Source organism: Alteromonas sp. K632G (genome assembly GCF_017653625.1).
GTDB classification, from domain to species: Bacteria; Pseudomonadota; Gammaproteobacteria; order Enterobacterales; family Alteromonadaceae; genus Alteromonas; species Alteromonas naphthalenivorans.
On sequence record NZ_JAGGDM010000007.1, the window covers coordinates 16,953 to 30,460 of the forward strand.

The window sequence follows — 13,508 nt, forward strand, 5'->3', positions numbered from 1 at the left end:
TTGGTCTTGAAAGGGATCCTCACAATACTCGCCATTTTGGTATTACTGACATTTGCTTTTGTCATTGGCACACAAAACGAAGCCTATATCACCGTTAACTATCTTATTGCTCAAGCTAACATGCGGGTTTCCACCCTTATTGCTATTGCGCTTTCTTTGGGTGTGTTAGTCGGGATACTTATTATGTCAGCAAGCTGGTTGCGTTTACGCGTGCAGTTGTTGTCGGCGAACTCAAAAATCAATAGCCTGAAAAAAGAACACTAATATGCTCGAACTGCTGTTTTTACTTTTGCCTGTTGCAGCAGGTTACGGATGGATTATGGGCCGTAACAGTGTTCGCCAAGCACAACGTAAACAGTCTAGTATTCTTTCTAAGCATTATTATAAAGGCTTAAACTTCCTCCTTTCCGATCAACCAGATAAAGCGGTAGACACCTTAATCAAAATGATTAATGTGAACAGCGATACGGTTGAAACTCACATTGCGATGGGCAGCTTCTTTCGCCACCGCGGCGAAATAGACAGAGCCATAAAGGTTCACCAAAACCTAGTAAGCCGAGACGAGCTGCAACCTACGCAACGTGAAAGCGCGTTAAAAGAACTTGGCCATGATTACACTCACGCTGGTTTCTTAGAACGGGCTGAAAACGCCTTTCTTCAATTGCTTAATAGCGACAAGCACTATTTGGTGGCGCAAACACAGCTATTTAGTATTTACCAAACCACCAAAGAGTGGGACAGAGCCATTGAGCTTGCCGAGCGCATGGTGGAATGCCATGGCGACAACGATGATGTGTGCGAACGCTTAGCGCATTTTTATTGTGAGCATGCGGTAGCGAAGCTAAAAGACGATGATCAGGGCTCTGCGTTGTCCTTGCTTCAAAAGGCCGTTAACGCCGATGAGCATGCGGTAAGGCCGTGGTTAATGCTTGGGCAGCTTGCACTTCAACAACAACGTTACAGCGACGCACGGGCGTATTTTGTGCAAGTGGCAGAGCGTGACATTAATTGGTTCAGTGAAGCGGTTCCCAGTTTAGAAAAAATTGCGGAAGAAACCGGTGACTGGGATAATTTCGCAGAAAGCTTAGAAGCCCATTGGCAAGAATGTGCAACCTCGTACCTTGCCATGGTTGATGTATTGTTGAAAAAAGGCGATACCACGCAAGCGGCGGATTACCTATTAGAACAATTACGTAAACGCCCAACCATGCGTGGCTTCAAAACCTTAATGGGGTTGTATATCGGCCAGTTAGACGATAAGACCTCAGCAGAGAGCTTACGTATATTAAAAGAATTGGTAGAAAAGCAAATGTTGCAACGCCCTAAATACCGCTGCCATAGCTGCGGGTTTTCTGGGCGTAAACTCTACTGGCTATGTCCTTCGTGTAAAAAATGGGGCGTAGTAAAACCAATAAAAGGGCTAGACGGAGAATAACTTCACCATGCAAGAACCTCGCGTTATTGTTGCACTCGACTATGACAACCAAGAACAAGCACTTTCGTTTGTAGACCAATTAGATCCCAGCCTGTGTAAAGTTAAAGTGGGCAAAGAAATGTTCACCTTATTTGGCCCTGAGTTTGTAAAATCTTTAGTGGCGAAAGGCTTTGACGTTTTCCTTGATTTGAAATTTCATGATATCCCTAATACCGTAGGTAAAGCGTGTAAAGCAGCCGCTGAACTTGGCGTGTGGATGGTAAACGTGCACGCCAGCGGTGGACTTCCAATGATGCAGGCAGCCAAAGAAGGTATTGCGCAAAGTAGCCGTCCTGAAACCAAATTAATTGCGGTTACTGTGCTTACCAGCATGGATCAATCGCAGCTAAGCGGCGTGATTGATAATGTAACGCCCGAGCAACAAGTGTTGCGCCTAGCATCGTTAACTGCCCAAGCGGGTTTAGATGGTGTGGTGTGTTCTGCTAAAGAAGCCGTGATGCTACGTAATGAAATTGGCGAAGACTTTTTGTTGGTGACTCCTGGCATACGCCCTAAGGGGAGTGACGCGGGCGATCAAAAACGTGTGATGACGCCGCCAGAAGCAATCGACAGTGGCGTAAGTTATTTAGTGATGGGAAGACCAATTACGCAAGCTAGCGACCCTATGGATGTGTTAAAGCAGGTAAACGCCTCTATTAGTTAGTTGCCCACTAGCTAACTTCAAGCAAATAGTAGCAAACGAATACATACAAAAAAACGCCCAGTAGTGACGCATTCAATATGCTAACCACTTACTGGGCGTTTTTATTTGCTAGCACTTATATAAGTACTAGCAAGCCAAACATTTACTTACGCGTTAAGTGCTTCTTGTGCAGGTGTATAAGTTAAACCTAACTTTTCACCTAATGCGTCAACGACTGCTTTATAAGTTACTTTGCCTTCATGAACGTTAAGACCGTTCAATAAATGCTTATCTTCAAGCATGGCTTTAGCAGGGCCTTTATTCGCTAATGCTAAACCAAACGGAAGGGTTGCATTGTTAAGGGCCATCGTTGAAGTACGTGCAACACCACCTGGCATATTCGCAACACAGTAATGCACTACGTCGTCGATGATGTATACAGGGTCTTGGTGTGTAGTGGCTTTAGAGGTTTCAAAACAACCACCTTGGTCGATAGCAACATCAACCAACACAGAGCCTGGCTTCATGGCTGCTATTTGTTCGCGGTTAAGAAGCTTAGGTGCTGCTGCGCCAGGAATAAGTACGGCGCCAACAACAAGATCAGCTTTTGAAGAGTAATGTTCAATAGCATCAACTGTTGAGTAAACCGTTTTAACTTGGCCATTAAAAATGTCATCTAACTGACGAAGGCGAGGAAGTGAACGGTCTAGAATAGTAACGTCAGCGCCTAGGCCTAAAGCCATTTTAGCTGCTTGCGTTCCTACAACACCGCCACCAATAATAAGTACTTTACCCGGTGCTACGCCAGGAACGCCGCCTAGAAGGGTGCCGCTGCCGCCATGTGCTTTTTCTAAATAATGTGCACCGGCTTGAACTGACATACGGCCAGCCACTTCGCTCATTGGCGCTAATAATGGCAAGCCACCACGGTCGTCGGTTACGGTTTCGTAAGCGATACAGGTTGCGCCAGAAGCAATAAGAAGCTCTGTTTGCGTAGGATCAGGGGCTAAATGAAGATAAGTGTAAAGGGTTTGGCCTTTACGAAGCATTTTACATTCATTTGTTTGTGGTTCTTTCACTTTAATAATCATTTCTGCTTCAGCGAAAACTTGCTCAGCAGTAGATGCGATAGAAGCACCAGCTTCAACGTACATTTCATCGGTAAAACCAATTGCATCACCGGCTAGCGTCTCAACTAACACTGAATGACCATGACTGGTAAATTCTTTCACTGCCGCAGGCGTTAAGCCAACGCGATATTCATGGTTCTTAATTTCTTTTGGTACACCGATTAACATAACTTTTCCTCTAATTGATTAGCCCAGTGGCTCACTTGCCGATTATTATTTGATTCAGTATACGTGAGATAAAAACGAACTATGTGCTGAAAAAATATGAGTTGCAGCATATAATCTGGCTTTGTGTCATTTAGTCGGAATAAAATATGCTGGTAAAAACCCCAAAACACCTTGACCGAATAGACAGGAATATACTGATTTCACTACAAAAAAACGGGCGCATATCAAACGTGGAATTGGCTAAAGACGTGGGCTTGAGCCCTAGTCCTTGTTTAGAGCGCGTTAAGCGTTTAGAGAGCCAAGGCTATATAAAAGGCTACCATGCAGTGGTTGATCCAGAAAAACTGGGCGCTGCCATGCTCGTTTTTGTAGAAATAACGTTAACGAAGACGTCAGTAGATATCTTCGCAGAATTTTCTGCGGCAGTTAGGCTCCATGACGATATACAAGAGTGTCACCTTGTGTCAGGGGATTTTGACTTCTTACTTAAAGCTCGGGTTGCAGACATGTCGAGTTACCGTAGATTATTGGGCGACACCTTACTGCGCCTTCCAGGTGTGAGTGAGTCACGAACCTATGTAGTCATGGAAGAAGTGAAAAGTACAACATCACTTCGGATTAATTTGAAGTAATGAAAGCATGGCTCAATTATGGGCATTTGTGATAGGCTGTGCAAAAATACAGTGGTTATTGTTAATGTGAATTTCGCCTGCAATAGTGGGTGTATGTAAACCGATTTGTAATACACCTTATTAATAAATTACTTATTGAAAACATTACGATAATATTGGCACTGCATTTGTATTCTTCTTTATCGGTAGAATTATCACAACATCGAAACATCAATTTAGTTTAATAAGTGACTTAGGGTTATGACGCAATTAACAGGGATTCAGCGAATTTGGGAAGCCGGCATGATAATAGCCTGTGTCTTCGCCTTTTTCTTATTGCTGGCATTAGTATCTTTTCATCCGGGCGACCCTGGCTGGAGCCAAGCCGGCTTGCAATTAGACGTACATAACTGGGTAGGGTCTACCGGCGCGTGGAGTGCAGATTTATTACTTTTCTCTTTTGGCTTTTTAGCTTACCTACTGCCTTTTGGTGCCGCCTTTTTAGGTTGGTTCTTATTCCAGCACATAAAAGCCTTGGAAGAGTTCGATTACCTCACAATTGGTTTACGAATTATTGGTGGTTTATTGATGGCACTGGGTGCCACGGGAATTGCCAGTATAAATTTTGACGACATATACAACTTTTCTGCCGGCGGCTTTGTTGGCGATGTTATTAGTTCAGCCCTTGTGCCGTACTTTAATACCGCAGGCACTATTTTATTGCTTTTGTGTTTTTTCTGTACCGGCTTTACTTTACTCACGGGTATTAGCTGGTTAAGTATTGTAGACAGACTTGGTGAAATGACGCTTTGGTTTGGGCGCAAATGTGTCTCTTTACCCCAACAGGCACTTGCGCTCGATATGCCAAGGCTTGCGCTTCCTTCTCGTAGTGCAAAGTCTGAAAATGATGAATTAGACATAACCAGCATGCGTGCCGAGCCCGCAGAAACACCTGAACCTGTCTATACGCCGCCACCTCAGGCAGAGCGAAGTGAACCTTCATTTGGTGTTCCTGATGATGTGTTTGATGATGACGATGTTCCGCCTTTTGAAACACAGCGCCACACGCCTGATAATACTGATAGTGAAAGCAAACCTAAGTCGAGTTTTTCTTTATCTGGTATGCGTGAAGCAGTGCGCAATAAAGTGAAAGAAGCCAAGCCTTCTAGTAATGACGAAGCTGCAGTTAATCGCCAAGATACTCAGTCGCAGTCTGATGAAATGATTGAGCCAACCTTCGATATATCGCAAACCGATACGTTAGATGAAGCGCAAGCGACTGAGGCACAACACACTGCTGAGCCTGTTAATGCAGAGCCATTAGACGCGCAGCCTGCGCCTGCTCCCGAATCAGCACCAGCACCACAGCCAGCGCCTAAGCCAGTACATCAACCCTTTACACCAGTGGCGATGGGAGCAAAATCCATTACTCGTCATGAAGGGGAGGGGAGCGAACCTATTACGGCTATGCCTTCGTTCGACTTGCTTGAGCGTGCAGATAAACACGAAAACCCTCTCACTCAGGAAGAGATAGACGGTATTTCAAGGCTAGTTGAAGAGAAACTGGCTGACTTTAATATTGAAGCCACGGTAGTGGGTGTTTATCCCGGCCCTGTAATTACGCGTTTCGAGCTAGATTTAGCGCCTGGGGTGAAGGTAAGCAAAATTACGGGGCTATCTAAAGATTTAGCACGCGCCATGTCGGCCATATCGGTGCGTGTAGTAGAAGTTATTCCAGGTAAATCTGTTATAGGCTTAGAGCTTCCAAACAAAAAACGTGAAATGGTGCGTTTAAGTGAAGTGATTGGCGGCGATGCATTCCAGCGCAATAGTTCACCGCTTACCATGGTGTTAGGTGCAGATATTTCCGGTAAGCCTGTGATAGTAGATTTGGCTAAAATGCCTCATTTGTTGGTGGCAGGTACAACGGGGTCAGGTAAATCGGTTGGGGTTAACGTTATGATCTTAAGCTTGCTTTATAAGAGCACGCCAGAAGATGTACGTATGATCATGATAGACCCGAAAATGCTTGAGCTATCGGTATATGAAGGCATTCCGCATCTGCTTGCCGAAGTGGTAACCGACATGAAAGAAGCGGCCAACGCCCTTCGTTGGTGTGTAGGCGAGATGGAGCGTCGTTATCGCTTGATGAGTGCCTTAGGGGTAAGAAACCTAAAAGGCTACAACGCAAAAGTGGAAGAAGCGATTGCTGCTGGTACGCCTATTCAAGATCCGTTGTGGAAGAGTGAAGAAAGCATGGAGCCCCATGCGCCTGATTTAGAAAAGCTGCCTGCTATTGTGGTTGTGGTAGATGAATTCGCCGACATGATGATGATTGTAGGTAAAAAGGTGGAAGAGCTTATTGCTCGTATTGCGCAAAAAGCCCGAGCAGCTGGTATTCATTTAGTTTTGGCTACGCAGCGACCTTCGGTAGATGTTATTACCGGCCTGATTAAAGCGAATATTCCAACGCGTATTGCATTCCAAGTTTCCAGTAAAATTGATTCACGAACTATTTTAGACCAGCAAGGTGCTGAAGCACTGCTAGGTATGGGTGATATGTTGTACTTGCCACCAGGTAGCCCAGTACCTACACGTGTGCACGGCGCGTTTGTAGACGACCATGAAGTTCATGCTGTTGTAGCAGATTGGAAGCGTCGTGGTGCACCTAAATATATTGATGAAATATTAAATGGTGAAGCGTCCGCCGAGGTACTTTTACCCGGCGAACAAGCCGAAGGTGAAGATCAAGAATTTGATGCATTTTATGATGAAGCCGTCGCCTTTGTTACCGAAACAAGAAGGGCAAGTGTCTCTAGTGTGCAACGCAAATTCAGAATTGGTTACAATCGCGCCGCACGATTGGTGGAACAAATGGAATCTAGTGGCGTCGTAAGTGCACAGGGTCACAACGGTAACCGCGAAGTATTAGCTCCGCCAGCGCCTAAGGATTAAAAAGAATGAACAAAGTAGTACCTATTATGATGGCAATGGCGCTAACGGCGCCGTTAAGCTTATCTGCAATGCCAGTAGAGGCAATTAATGATATCAGTGGTGAGGCCGCAGTGGTGGTTGAATCTGCAACAAAGCCTGAATTTACCTCTCACAGTGCTGAACAAATTTCAAAAGCAGATGATGCGAATGTACTTTTAAAAAAACGCCTACATGGCTTACAGCAATACCAAGCTGCTTTTAACCAAACGGTAACGGATGCCCAAGGTAATATTGTGCATGAAGCGCAAGGTACCCTAACCATGATGCGCCCCAATAAACTTCGCTGGGAAACCACCTTTCCTGATGAAACCTTGCTGATTGCCGATGGTGAAGCGGTTTGGAATATCGATACCTTTGTTGAGCAGGTGACTATTATTTCGCAAGACCAAGCGATTAAAGACAATCCTATTGTTTTATTAACGGCTAACGACGATGAAACCTGGAATAGCTTTGTGATCAGTAAGCTTGATGACGCGAAGGCCAGTTCAACGTTAGAGCAATACCAAATTGTGCCTAAATCGACAGATGGCCAAATAAAGTCACTGACATTAGGGTTCAACAGCGACGGTATTCTGTCGACACTTGATATGCTTGATGCACAAGACCAAACCAGTGCGTTAGTGTTTAGCAACCAAGACTTAGATTTTGCTATTGATACTGCTAAAGATAACCTATTCTCTGTAGACGTGCCGCAAAGCTATATTATTGATGATCAGCGATAGCAAAGAATAGATGATTAACGATAATAAAGAACCGCTTGAACCTTTCGCGCCACTAGCAGCTAAATTGCGGCCAGTTACCATAGATGAGTATGCCGGCCAGTCGCACCTATTAGGCACCAACAAACCGCTACGTAAAATGTTAGAAGCAGGCCATTGCCATTCTATGATTTTATGGGGCCCGCCAGGTACGGGTAAAACAACGTTAGCCGAGCTTATTGCCACCTATACCAATGCTTCGGTTATTCGCATTTCAGCGGTAACTTCTGGTGTTAAAGATATTCGTGCTGCAATGGATGCCGCAAAAGAAAACTCTCGCTATAACCAACGTACCTTGCTGTTTGTGGACGAAGTACATAGGTTCAACAAAAGCCAGCAAGATGCGTTTTTACCCTTTGTAGAATCTGGCACCGTCACTTTTATTGGTGCCACCACTGAAAACCCCTCATTTGAATTAAATAATGCATTGCTTTCTCGTGTTCGGGTTTACGTACTTAAAGCGTTAGAACAAGAGGCGCTTGCTGAATTAATGCAACGCGCGCTAACCGACGAAGAGAAAGGGCTAGGTTCACGCCAATTAAGCATTGAGGAAGATGCCAGTAACGCCTTATTAGGGTTGTGCGGCGGCGATGGTCGAAGGTTACTTACGTATTTAGAGCTAGCAGCCGACTTTACCGAGAACAGTGTTATTTCTATTGCCGATATTGAACAAGCCGTAGGCGAAAAAATTGCCAGCTACGACAATAAAGGTGATACATTTTATGACTTAATATCGGCGTTTCATAAGTCGGTACGGGGTTCAGACCCTGATGCTGCATTATATTGGTACGCTCGTATATTAGACGGTGGTGGTGACGCGCTGTATGTCGCTAGGCGATTATTGGCCATTGCTTCGGAAGATATAGGCAATGCCGACCCTAGAGCCATGCAGTTAAGCATAAACGCCTGGGATACCTTTCATCGCGTAGGGCCTGCTGAAGGTGAACGTGCAATAGCGCAAGCTGCTGTTTATTGTGCCTTAGCGGCAAAGAGTAATGCTGTTTATATGGCATTTAGCCAGGCTAAAGCATTAGCTCGAAAAACTTCAGATGCACCGGTTCCCATGCATTTACGTAATGCGCCAACTGACTTAATGAAAGACTTAGGCCATGGCGACGGCTATCGGTATGCCCATAACGAACCTAATGCTTTTGCCGCAGGAGAGGTTTACTTGCCCGATAGCATTGTAGGCACTCGTTTATACGAGCCTAACGAACGCGGGTTAGAGAAAGCGCTTAAAGCAAAACGTGACTATTTAGATCAACTTAACTTAGCTGCGCGCAGCGCGCAAAATAATCAGAAACGGTGAATATTGTGCCCCAAGGCGTTATTTTATACTGCTATATTGCAGCAGGCGGAGCAATTGGCGCTTGCTTGCGTTATTTTTGTACCACAACCATAGATTCTTGGTTTGGAAAAAATATGCCCTTTGGTACACTAGCGGTGAACGTTGTAGGCTCATTTGCTTTAGTTACGCTATACGGCTTTATTGAGCGCAACGAATTAACCGACTCTCCCTTTCGTGCATTAATTGGGGTAGGGTTGTTGGGCGCGTTTACTACATTTTCAACATTCTCTGTGGAAACGCTCACATTATTAGAAAACGAGCTGTGGTTAAAAGCCATTGCTAACATATTTCTTAACGTTGGCGCTTGCTTATTAGCAGGTTGGCTGGCTATTGAACTCATGAAAGGATAAGTAGGAACACATGTTAGATCCAAAGTGTTTACGAAGCGATATAGAAGAAACTGCCAAGCGTTTGGCTGCCCGTGGTTATAACCTCGATGTAGCAACATTTAACTCGCTAGAAGAAAAAAGAAAAACACTTCAGTCCAAAACACAGGATCTGCAGAACGAACGTAATGTTCGAAGTAAGTCCATTGGTAAAGCAAAGTCACAAGGTGAAGATATTGCGTCTTTGTTGGCAGAAGTGGGCAAATTAGGCGATGACTTAGATGCGGCTAAAGCTGAACTAACAGTATTGCTTGATGAAATCACTGCCTTTACCCAAGGCATTCCTAACTTACCGCATGAGTCGGTACCTGAAGGTAAAGACGAAGACGACAACGTGGAGATTTCACGTTGGGGCGAGCCACGCGCTTTCGATTTTGACGTGAAAGATCACGTTGATATTGGTGAAGGGCTAAATAACAGCTTAGATTTTGCTACGGCAACTAAATTAACAGGCAGTCGCTTTGTAGTGATGCGCCGTGAGATGGCTCGCTTAAACCGTGCTATTGCCCAGTTCATGTTGGATGTTCACACCACCGAACATGGTTACGATGAAATGTACGTGCCGTTTTTGGTAAACGCTGACAGCCTGTATGGCACAGGGCAATTACCTAAATTTGGTGAAGACTTATTTCATACGCAGCCAGCAACAGAAGAAGGCCAAGGGCTTTCACTTATTCCAACGGCAGAAGTGCCGTTAACGAATATTGCCCGTGATGAAATTCTAGACGAGAAATCGCTACCGATTAAAATGACTGCGCATACTCCTTGCTTTCGTTCAGAAGCAGGCTCGTATGGCCGTGATACCCGTGGTTTGATTCGTCAGCATCAGTTCGACAAAGTTGAGCTTGTACAGCTAGTGAAGCCTGAAGATAGTTTCGATGCGTTAGAGGAACTTACTCAGCACGCAGAAACTATTTTACAGAAGCTTGAATTGCCATACCGTAAAGTGTTGCTTTGTACTGGTGACATGGGCTTTGGCGCATGTAAAACCTACGACTTAGAAGTATGGTTGCCAGCGCAAAATACGTATCGTGAAATTTCATCATGTTCAAACATGGTAGATTTTCAGGCCAGACGTATGCAAGCCCGCTTCAGAAACCCAGAAACGAACAAGCCTGAGTTGCTTCATACATTGAATGGTTCTGGTTTAGCAGTTGGCCGCACGTTGGTGGCTATTTTAGAAAACTACCAACAAGCCGACGGAAGTGTAACGGTACCTAAAGCCCTTGTACCTTATATGAATGGTGTAGAAGTGATAAAAGCGTAAGCCTTTAAGGCATGCGCTTTGAGGCATGCACTTTGAGGCATGCACTTTGAGGCATAGCCTTTAAGGTCTAGAGCCACAACTTACATTTCATATTTAATGACTATTTTTAAGCTCGTAGATGTTCTATCTGCGAGCTTATTTGTATGTGTGATATATGTGGGATATAAATAGCTAAAGGCAAATGGCTTCGTGCATTGGAATTACCGTTTAGTACTTGTTAATTAAAGTGAAAATCGCTGCCTGAGAAAGCGCGCTACACCGTCTTCATTATGATGTCCAATCACTTCACTGGCTGCGTTTTTGATAACAGTCTTAGCGTTGTCGGGGGCGTAACATTCATTAGCCAATTCAAACATGCTTAAATCGTTGTCGCTGTCGCCAAAACAAATAACATTGGTAGCACCCAGTTGTTGTTTCAAATTCATGACCGCACTACCTTTACTTGCTGCACGGTGGTGAATATCCATCCAACTAAAAGAATTTCCCTCTATTGCGGGCCCTGAATACGCAATAAGGTTTTCAACGTCGTTAATGGTTTTCCACATATTCCTAACCGTTGAATTGTCGCCAATCATACTGATGTTGGTTATTTTAGCGGAAAGGGAAAGTTGGCTTATCGGGCGAAGTATTGCGTTCGTCTTTTTAAAATATTTGTCTAGTAAATTTTGTTCTATTGGGTGTTTTGCCGTGGGGTGATAAACAACATGAGATGTGCCATCAATAACGTTAACAAAAGGGGTGATATCATTTTGATGCGCAAGATGAATAATGAATTCAAGCTCATTAGTATTGACTAGGTTTTCGAGGGTTAATGCATTGGCTGTTGGGTCCCATATAGCCACACCGTTATTATAAATATGGGGCAGCAGAAAGTTATCTTCTGCAATAATACTGTTAGCGGACAGCATGGTTCTGCCCGTCGCCACTGTATAAGCAATGCCGTTCTGTTTCAGCAGGGCTAAGGTCTCACGGGTATAGTTTGAAATTTGTGATTCGCTATTTAACAGCGTCCCGTCTAAATCGAAGAAGATAAGATCCATGTGTTGCTCCTCGTTAACCTTAATAAGTGCCTAAGCGTTTGCGCTAGCGTAAACCGGTTTTACAAGCACTTTTTACAAGCACTTTGCAGGCTTCGGTAACCCAGCAAGTTTGGTAGCTTGCTTGGCTGGGCCTTTAGGGAACAAACGTTGTAAATAACGGCTATTACCTTTTTCTGGCCCATATTTAGCTGCCATCGCTTTCACAAGCGCACGAATAGCAGGGCTAGTTTCAAACTCTTCATAAAAGTGACGTACAAAGCGAATAACTTCCCAATGAGGCTCACTAAGCGTAATGTTTTCGTTTGCTGCTAGCGTTGGCACCATGTCTTCATTCCACAAGGTGTGATCAAGCAGATAGCCTGCCTTGTCAGTAGGGATGGTAGTGCCGTTAAATTCAAAATGAAACTGTTCTTGGGTCATTAATAACGCTCTGTAATTGACGCATAAGGTTTTGTAAGTGCTTCTATTAGCGCACCTATAAGAGCACAGCTGGATAAAAAGTATCAGTCAGTGCTACAAATTTATCCATCGATATTGGTGTGACAGATTCCGTATTGTCTTCGCTACTCGCTTCATGGCTAAGCGCTTGACTCGCTTTATGGAATAGCCCACGCAGCGCCATATCATCTTGTAGGGCAAATAGGCTTGTTGCACTGTGCATAGCTTCACCGGCATTTATTGTGTTCGATAAACTGCTCAACAGACCGTGACCAGTCTGTTGGGTGTAATACACACCGTCGTCTACTAGCACAACTGCGTTGGCAGAATCAGTACTTATAAACGCCTGTTGAAGGGTTTTAACCGCTACAGCACTTAGCGGGTAAGATTTTACAATAAAGAGCATTAGAAGGTCACCACATGGTCTACACGCGCACACAGTGCTAGCTTTTCATCAATTGATAACAGTGAAGCATCTAGTTGCGCTATTAACTCATGTTTTTGGTTAGCTAGAGGCGACTGCTTTAAACTTTCTTCGCAAACGTAACATTCTTCAATATCGAAAAAGGGCAGGGAGCCTAACCGTTTACTGTGGTTTTTTGTTCCGCGAACAGATTCAGTTTTAGTTAGCTGCAATACACCTTGTTGTTCGAACAGCACAATGATCTCATGGCCATAGTTGGTGGCAGCGAGTGCAAAGTCCAGCCCATCTTGGCTGGTGCTAGATTGATAAGGGGTTTGCGTAAATCGAATCAGTAAAGTAGCCATTAAAATTGTGCCACCTTATCGCAATCGTGAAGCGCGGTAAAAAATTCACCTAAACCAGCCTGTTCAAAACCCTCTGCCACATTAGCACCTGATACCCCGGCGCTAGCAGCTTCCTGCTCACCAACAATTCCACGTTTAACTGCGGCAGTAATACAAAGGAGTAGGGTAACGTTATGATCGTTTTTAAGCGCTTGCCACGCAGCCAGTGGATAAAATTCATCGCCCACTTCTACCATGAAGCCATTAGCATGATGCACACCTTGGCCATAGAAGAAGACGTTATTAACAGTATGCCCCTGTGCAATAGCACTATTGATAAAGGAAACCGCACGTTGTGCGTGTTGACCTTCATAAGGGGAGCTTGTTACTAAAATTGAATAGTGTGCCATGACTCTACAATATGGTTGGTGATTAATTTAGTGATAAATCTAAGGTTTATTCTAGTAATAAAAACTGCGCCGTAAAAACAAAAACACCCCAGTT

General features: G+C 44.4%; 15 protein-coding genes. 9 read left to right on the forward strand and 6 right to left on the reverse strand.

Going from position 1 to position 13,508, the window contains the following annotated elements; all coding sequences use genetic code 11:
- The first annotated feature begins 6 nt into the window (after nt 1-6).
- From J5X92_RS08295 to pyrF, 3 genes are read left to right on the forward strand one after another with little or no spacing between them, the layout of a single operon-like run.
- Nucleotides 7-264: a lipopolysaccharide assembly protein LapA domain-containing protein gene (locus tag J5X92_RS08295; protein WP_041452528.1), complete on the forward strand. Its 258-nt coding sequence runs from the start codon at nt 7-9 to the stop codon at nt 262-264.
- Nucleotide 265: 1 nt separating this feature from the next.
- Nucleotides 266-1,435: a lipopolysaccharide assembly protein LapB gene (lapB, locus tag J5X92_RS08300; RefSeq protein ID WP_208805385.1), complete on the forward strand. Its 1,170-nt coding sequence runs from the start codon at nt 266-268 to the stop codon at nt 1,433-1,435.
- 7 nt (nt 1,436-1,442) lie between these two features.
- The gene (gene pyrF, locus J5X92_RS08305) at nt 1,443-2,138 is read left to right on the forward strand and encodes an orotidine-5'-phosphate decarboxylase (protein ID WP_013784163.1); all 696 of its coding nucleotides are present in this window, start codon (nt 1,443-1,445) and stop codon (nt 2,136-2,138) included.
- Nucleotides 2,139-2,284: 146 nt separating this feature from the next.
- Here the strand turns inward: pyrF and ald are convergent, their stop codons facing one another.
- A complete protein-coding gene (gene ald / locus J5X92_RS08310) occupies nt 2,285-3,415 on the reverse strand; it encodes an alanine dehydrogenase (RefSeq protein ID WP_013784162.1) in 1,131 nt (376 codons plus the stop codon).
- 146 nt (nt 3,416-3,561) lie between these two features.
- On the opposite strand from ald, the gene lrp reads away from it, so the two are divergent.
- The 6 genes from lrp to serS all read left to right on the forward strand — a co-directional run bounded on the left by lrp (nt 3,562) and on the right by serS (nt 10,779).
- Entirely contained in the window at nt 3,562-4,047 is a 486-nt protein-coding gene (gene lrp, locus J5X92_RS08315) for a leucine-responsive transcriptional regulator Lrp (protein ID WP_013784161.1), read from the forward strand.
- A 240-nt stretch (nt 4,048-4,287) separates the two neighbouring features.
- Nucleotides 4,288-6,981, forward strand: coding sequence for a DNA translocase FtsK (locus J5X92_RS21420; RefSeq protein ID WP_126873200.1), 2,694 nt, complete (start codon nt 4,288-4,290; stop codon nt 6,979-6,981).
- A 5-nt stretch (nt 6,982-6,986) separates the two neighbouring features.
- On the forward strand, nt 6,987-7,742 hold the full coding sequence (gene lolA, locus J5X92_RS08325) for an outer membrane lipoprotein chaperone LolA (protein ID WP_126873201.1): 756 nt from the start codon (nt 6,987-6,989) through the stop codon (nt 7,740-7,742).
- Nucleotides 7,743-7,752: 10 nt separating this feature from the next.
- Entirely contained in the window at nt 7,753-9,087 is a 1,335-nt protein-coding gene (locus J5X92_RS08330; RefSeq protein WP_126873202.1) for a replication-associated recombination protein A, read from the forward strand.
- Between the two features lie 5 nt (nt 9,088-9,092).
- Nucleotides 9,093-9,476 carry a fluoride efflux transporter CrcB gene (gene crcB / locus J5X92_RS08335; protein ID WP_126873203.1) on the forward strand — a complete coding sequence of 128 codons (384 nt, stop codon included), beginning with the start codon at nt 9,093-9,095 and terminating at the stop codon, nt 9,474-9,476.
- A 10-nt stretch (nt 9,477-9,486) separates the two neighbouring features.
- Nucleotides 9,487-10,779, forward strand: coding sequence for a serine--tRNA ligase (gene serS / locus J5X92_RS08340; RefSeq protein WP_208805387.1), 1,293 nt, complete (start codon nt 9,487-9,489; stop codon nt 10,777-10,779).
- 221 nt (nt 10,780-11,000) lie between these two features.
- Here serS and J5X92_RS08345 read toward each other — a convergent pair whose 3' ends face one another.
- The 5 genes from J5X92_RS08345 to tusD all read right to left on the reverse strand — a co-directional run bounded on the left by J5X92_RS08345 (nt 11,001) and on the right by tusD (nt 13,414).
- On the reverse strand, nt 11,001-11,819 hold the full coding sequence (locus J5X92_RS08345; protein WP_208805390.1) for a Cof-type HAD-IIB family hydrolase: 819 nt from the start codon (nt 11,817-11,819) through the stop codon (nt 11,001-11,003).
- A 72-nt stretch (nt 11,820-11,891) separates the two neighbouring features.
- A complete protein-coding gene (locus tag J5X92_RS08350) occupies nt 11,892-12,239 on the reverse strand; it encodes a TusE/DsrC/DsvC family sulfur relay protein (protein ID WP_208805391.1) in 348 nt (115 codons plus the stop codon).
- 55 nt (nt 12,240-12,294) lie between these two features.
- Complete coding sequence (locus tag J5X92_RS08355) at nt 12,295-12,663, reverse strand: DsrH/TusB family sulfur metabolism protein (RefSeq protein WP_208805392.1); 369 nt, start codon at nt 12,661-12,663, stop codon at nt 12,295-12,297.
- Nucleotides 12,663-13,025 carry a DsrE family protein gene (locus J5X92_RS08360; protein WP_013784152.1) on the reverse strand — a complete coding sequence of 121 codons (363 nt, stop codon included), beginning with the start codon at nt 13,023-13,025 and terminating at the stop codon, nt 12,663-12,665. Before J5X92_RS08360 ends, J5X92_RS08355 begins: the two co-directional genes overlap by 1 nt.
- Nucleotides 13,025-13,414 (reverse strand): sulfurtransferase complex subunit TusD, encoded by a 390-nt coding sequence (tusD, locus tag J5X92_RS08365; protein WP_208805393.1) that lies wholly within the window; start codon nt 13,412-13,414, stop codon nt 13,025-13,027. Before tusD ends, J5X92_RS08360 begins: the two co-directional genes overlap by 1 nt.
- Nucleotides 13,415-13,508: the final 94 nt, after the last annotated feature.

Excerpts from the sequence above, each read along its gene's own strand:
- J5X92_RS08330 (WP_126873202.1), top strand. The coding sequence starts at position 7,753 with ATGATTAACGATAATAAAGAACCGCTTGAACCTTTCGCGCCACTAGCA.
- pyrF (WP_013784163.1), top strand. The coding sequence starts at position 1,443 with ATGCAAGAACCTCGCGTTATTGTTGCACTCGACTATGACAACCAAGAA.
- J5X92_RS21420 (WP_126873200.1), top strand. The coding sequence starts at position 4,288 with ATGACGCAATTAACAGGGATTCAGCGAATTTGGGAAGCCGGCATGATA.
- lrp (WP_013784161.1), top strand. The coding sequence starts at position 3,562 with ATGCTGGTAAAAACCCCAAAACACCTTGACCGAATAGACAGGAATATA.
- lapB (WP_208805385.1), top strand. The coding sequence starts at position 266 with ATGCTCGAACTGCTGTTTTTACTTTTGCCTGTTGCAGCAGGTTACGGA.
- J5X92_RS08350 (WP_208805391.1), bottom strand. The coding sequence starts at position 12,239 with ATGACCCAAGAACAGTTTCATTTTGAATTTAACGGCACTACCATCCCT.
- J5X92_RS08360 (WP_013784152.1), bottom strand. The coding sequence starts at position 13,025 with ATGGCTACTTTACTGATTCGATTTACGCAAACCCCTTATCAATCTAGC.
- lolA (WP_126873201.1), top strand. The coding sequence starts at position 6,987 with ATGAACAAAGTAGTACCTATTATGATGGCAATGGCGCTAACGGCGCCG.
- ald (WP_013784162.1), bottom strand. The coding sequence starts at position 3,415 with ATGTTAATCGGTGTACCAAAAGAAATTAAGAACCATGAATATCGCGTT.
- serS (WP_208805387.1), top strand. The coding sequence starts at position 9,487 with ATGTTAGATCCAAAGTGTTTACGAAGCGATATAGAAGAAACTGCCAAG.
- tusD (WP_208805393.1), bottom strand. The coding sequence starts at position 13,414 with ATGGCACACTATTCAATTTTAGTAACAAGCTCCCCTTATGAAGGTCAA.
- J5X92_RS08355 (WP_208805392.1), bottom strand. The coding sequence starts at position 12,663 with ATGCTCTTTATTGTAAAATCTTACCCGCTAAGTGCTGTAGCGGTTAAA.
- J5X92_RS08345 (WP_208805390.1), bottom strand. The coding sequence starts at position 11,819 with ATGGATCTTATCTTCTTCGATTTAGACGGGACGCTGTTAAATAGCGAA.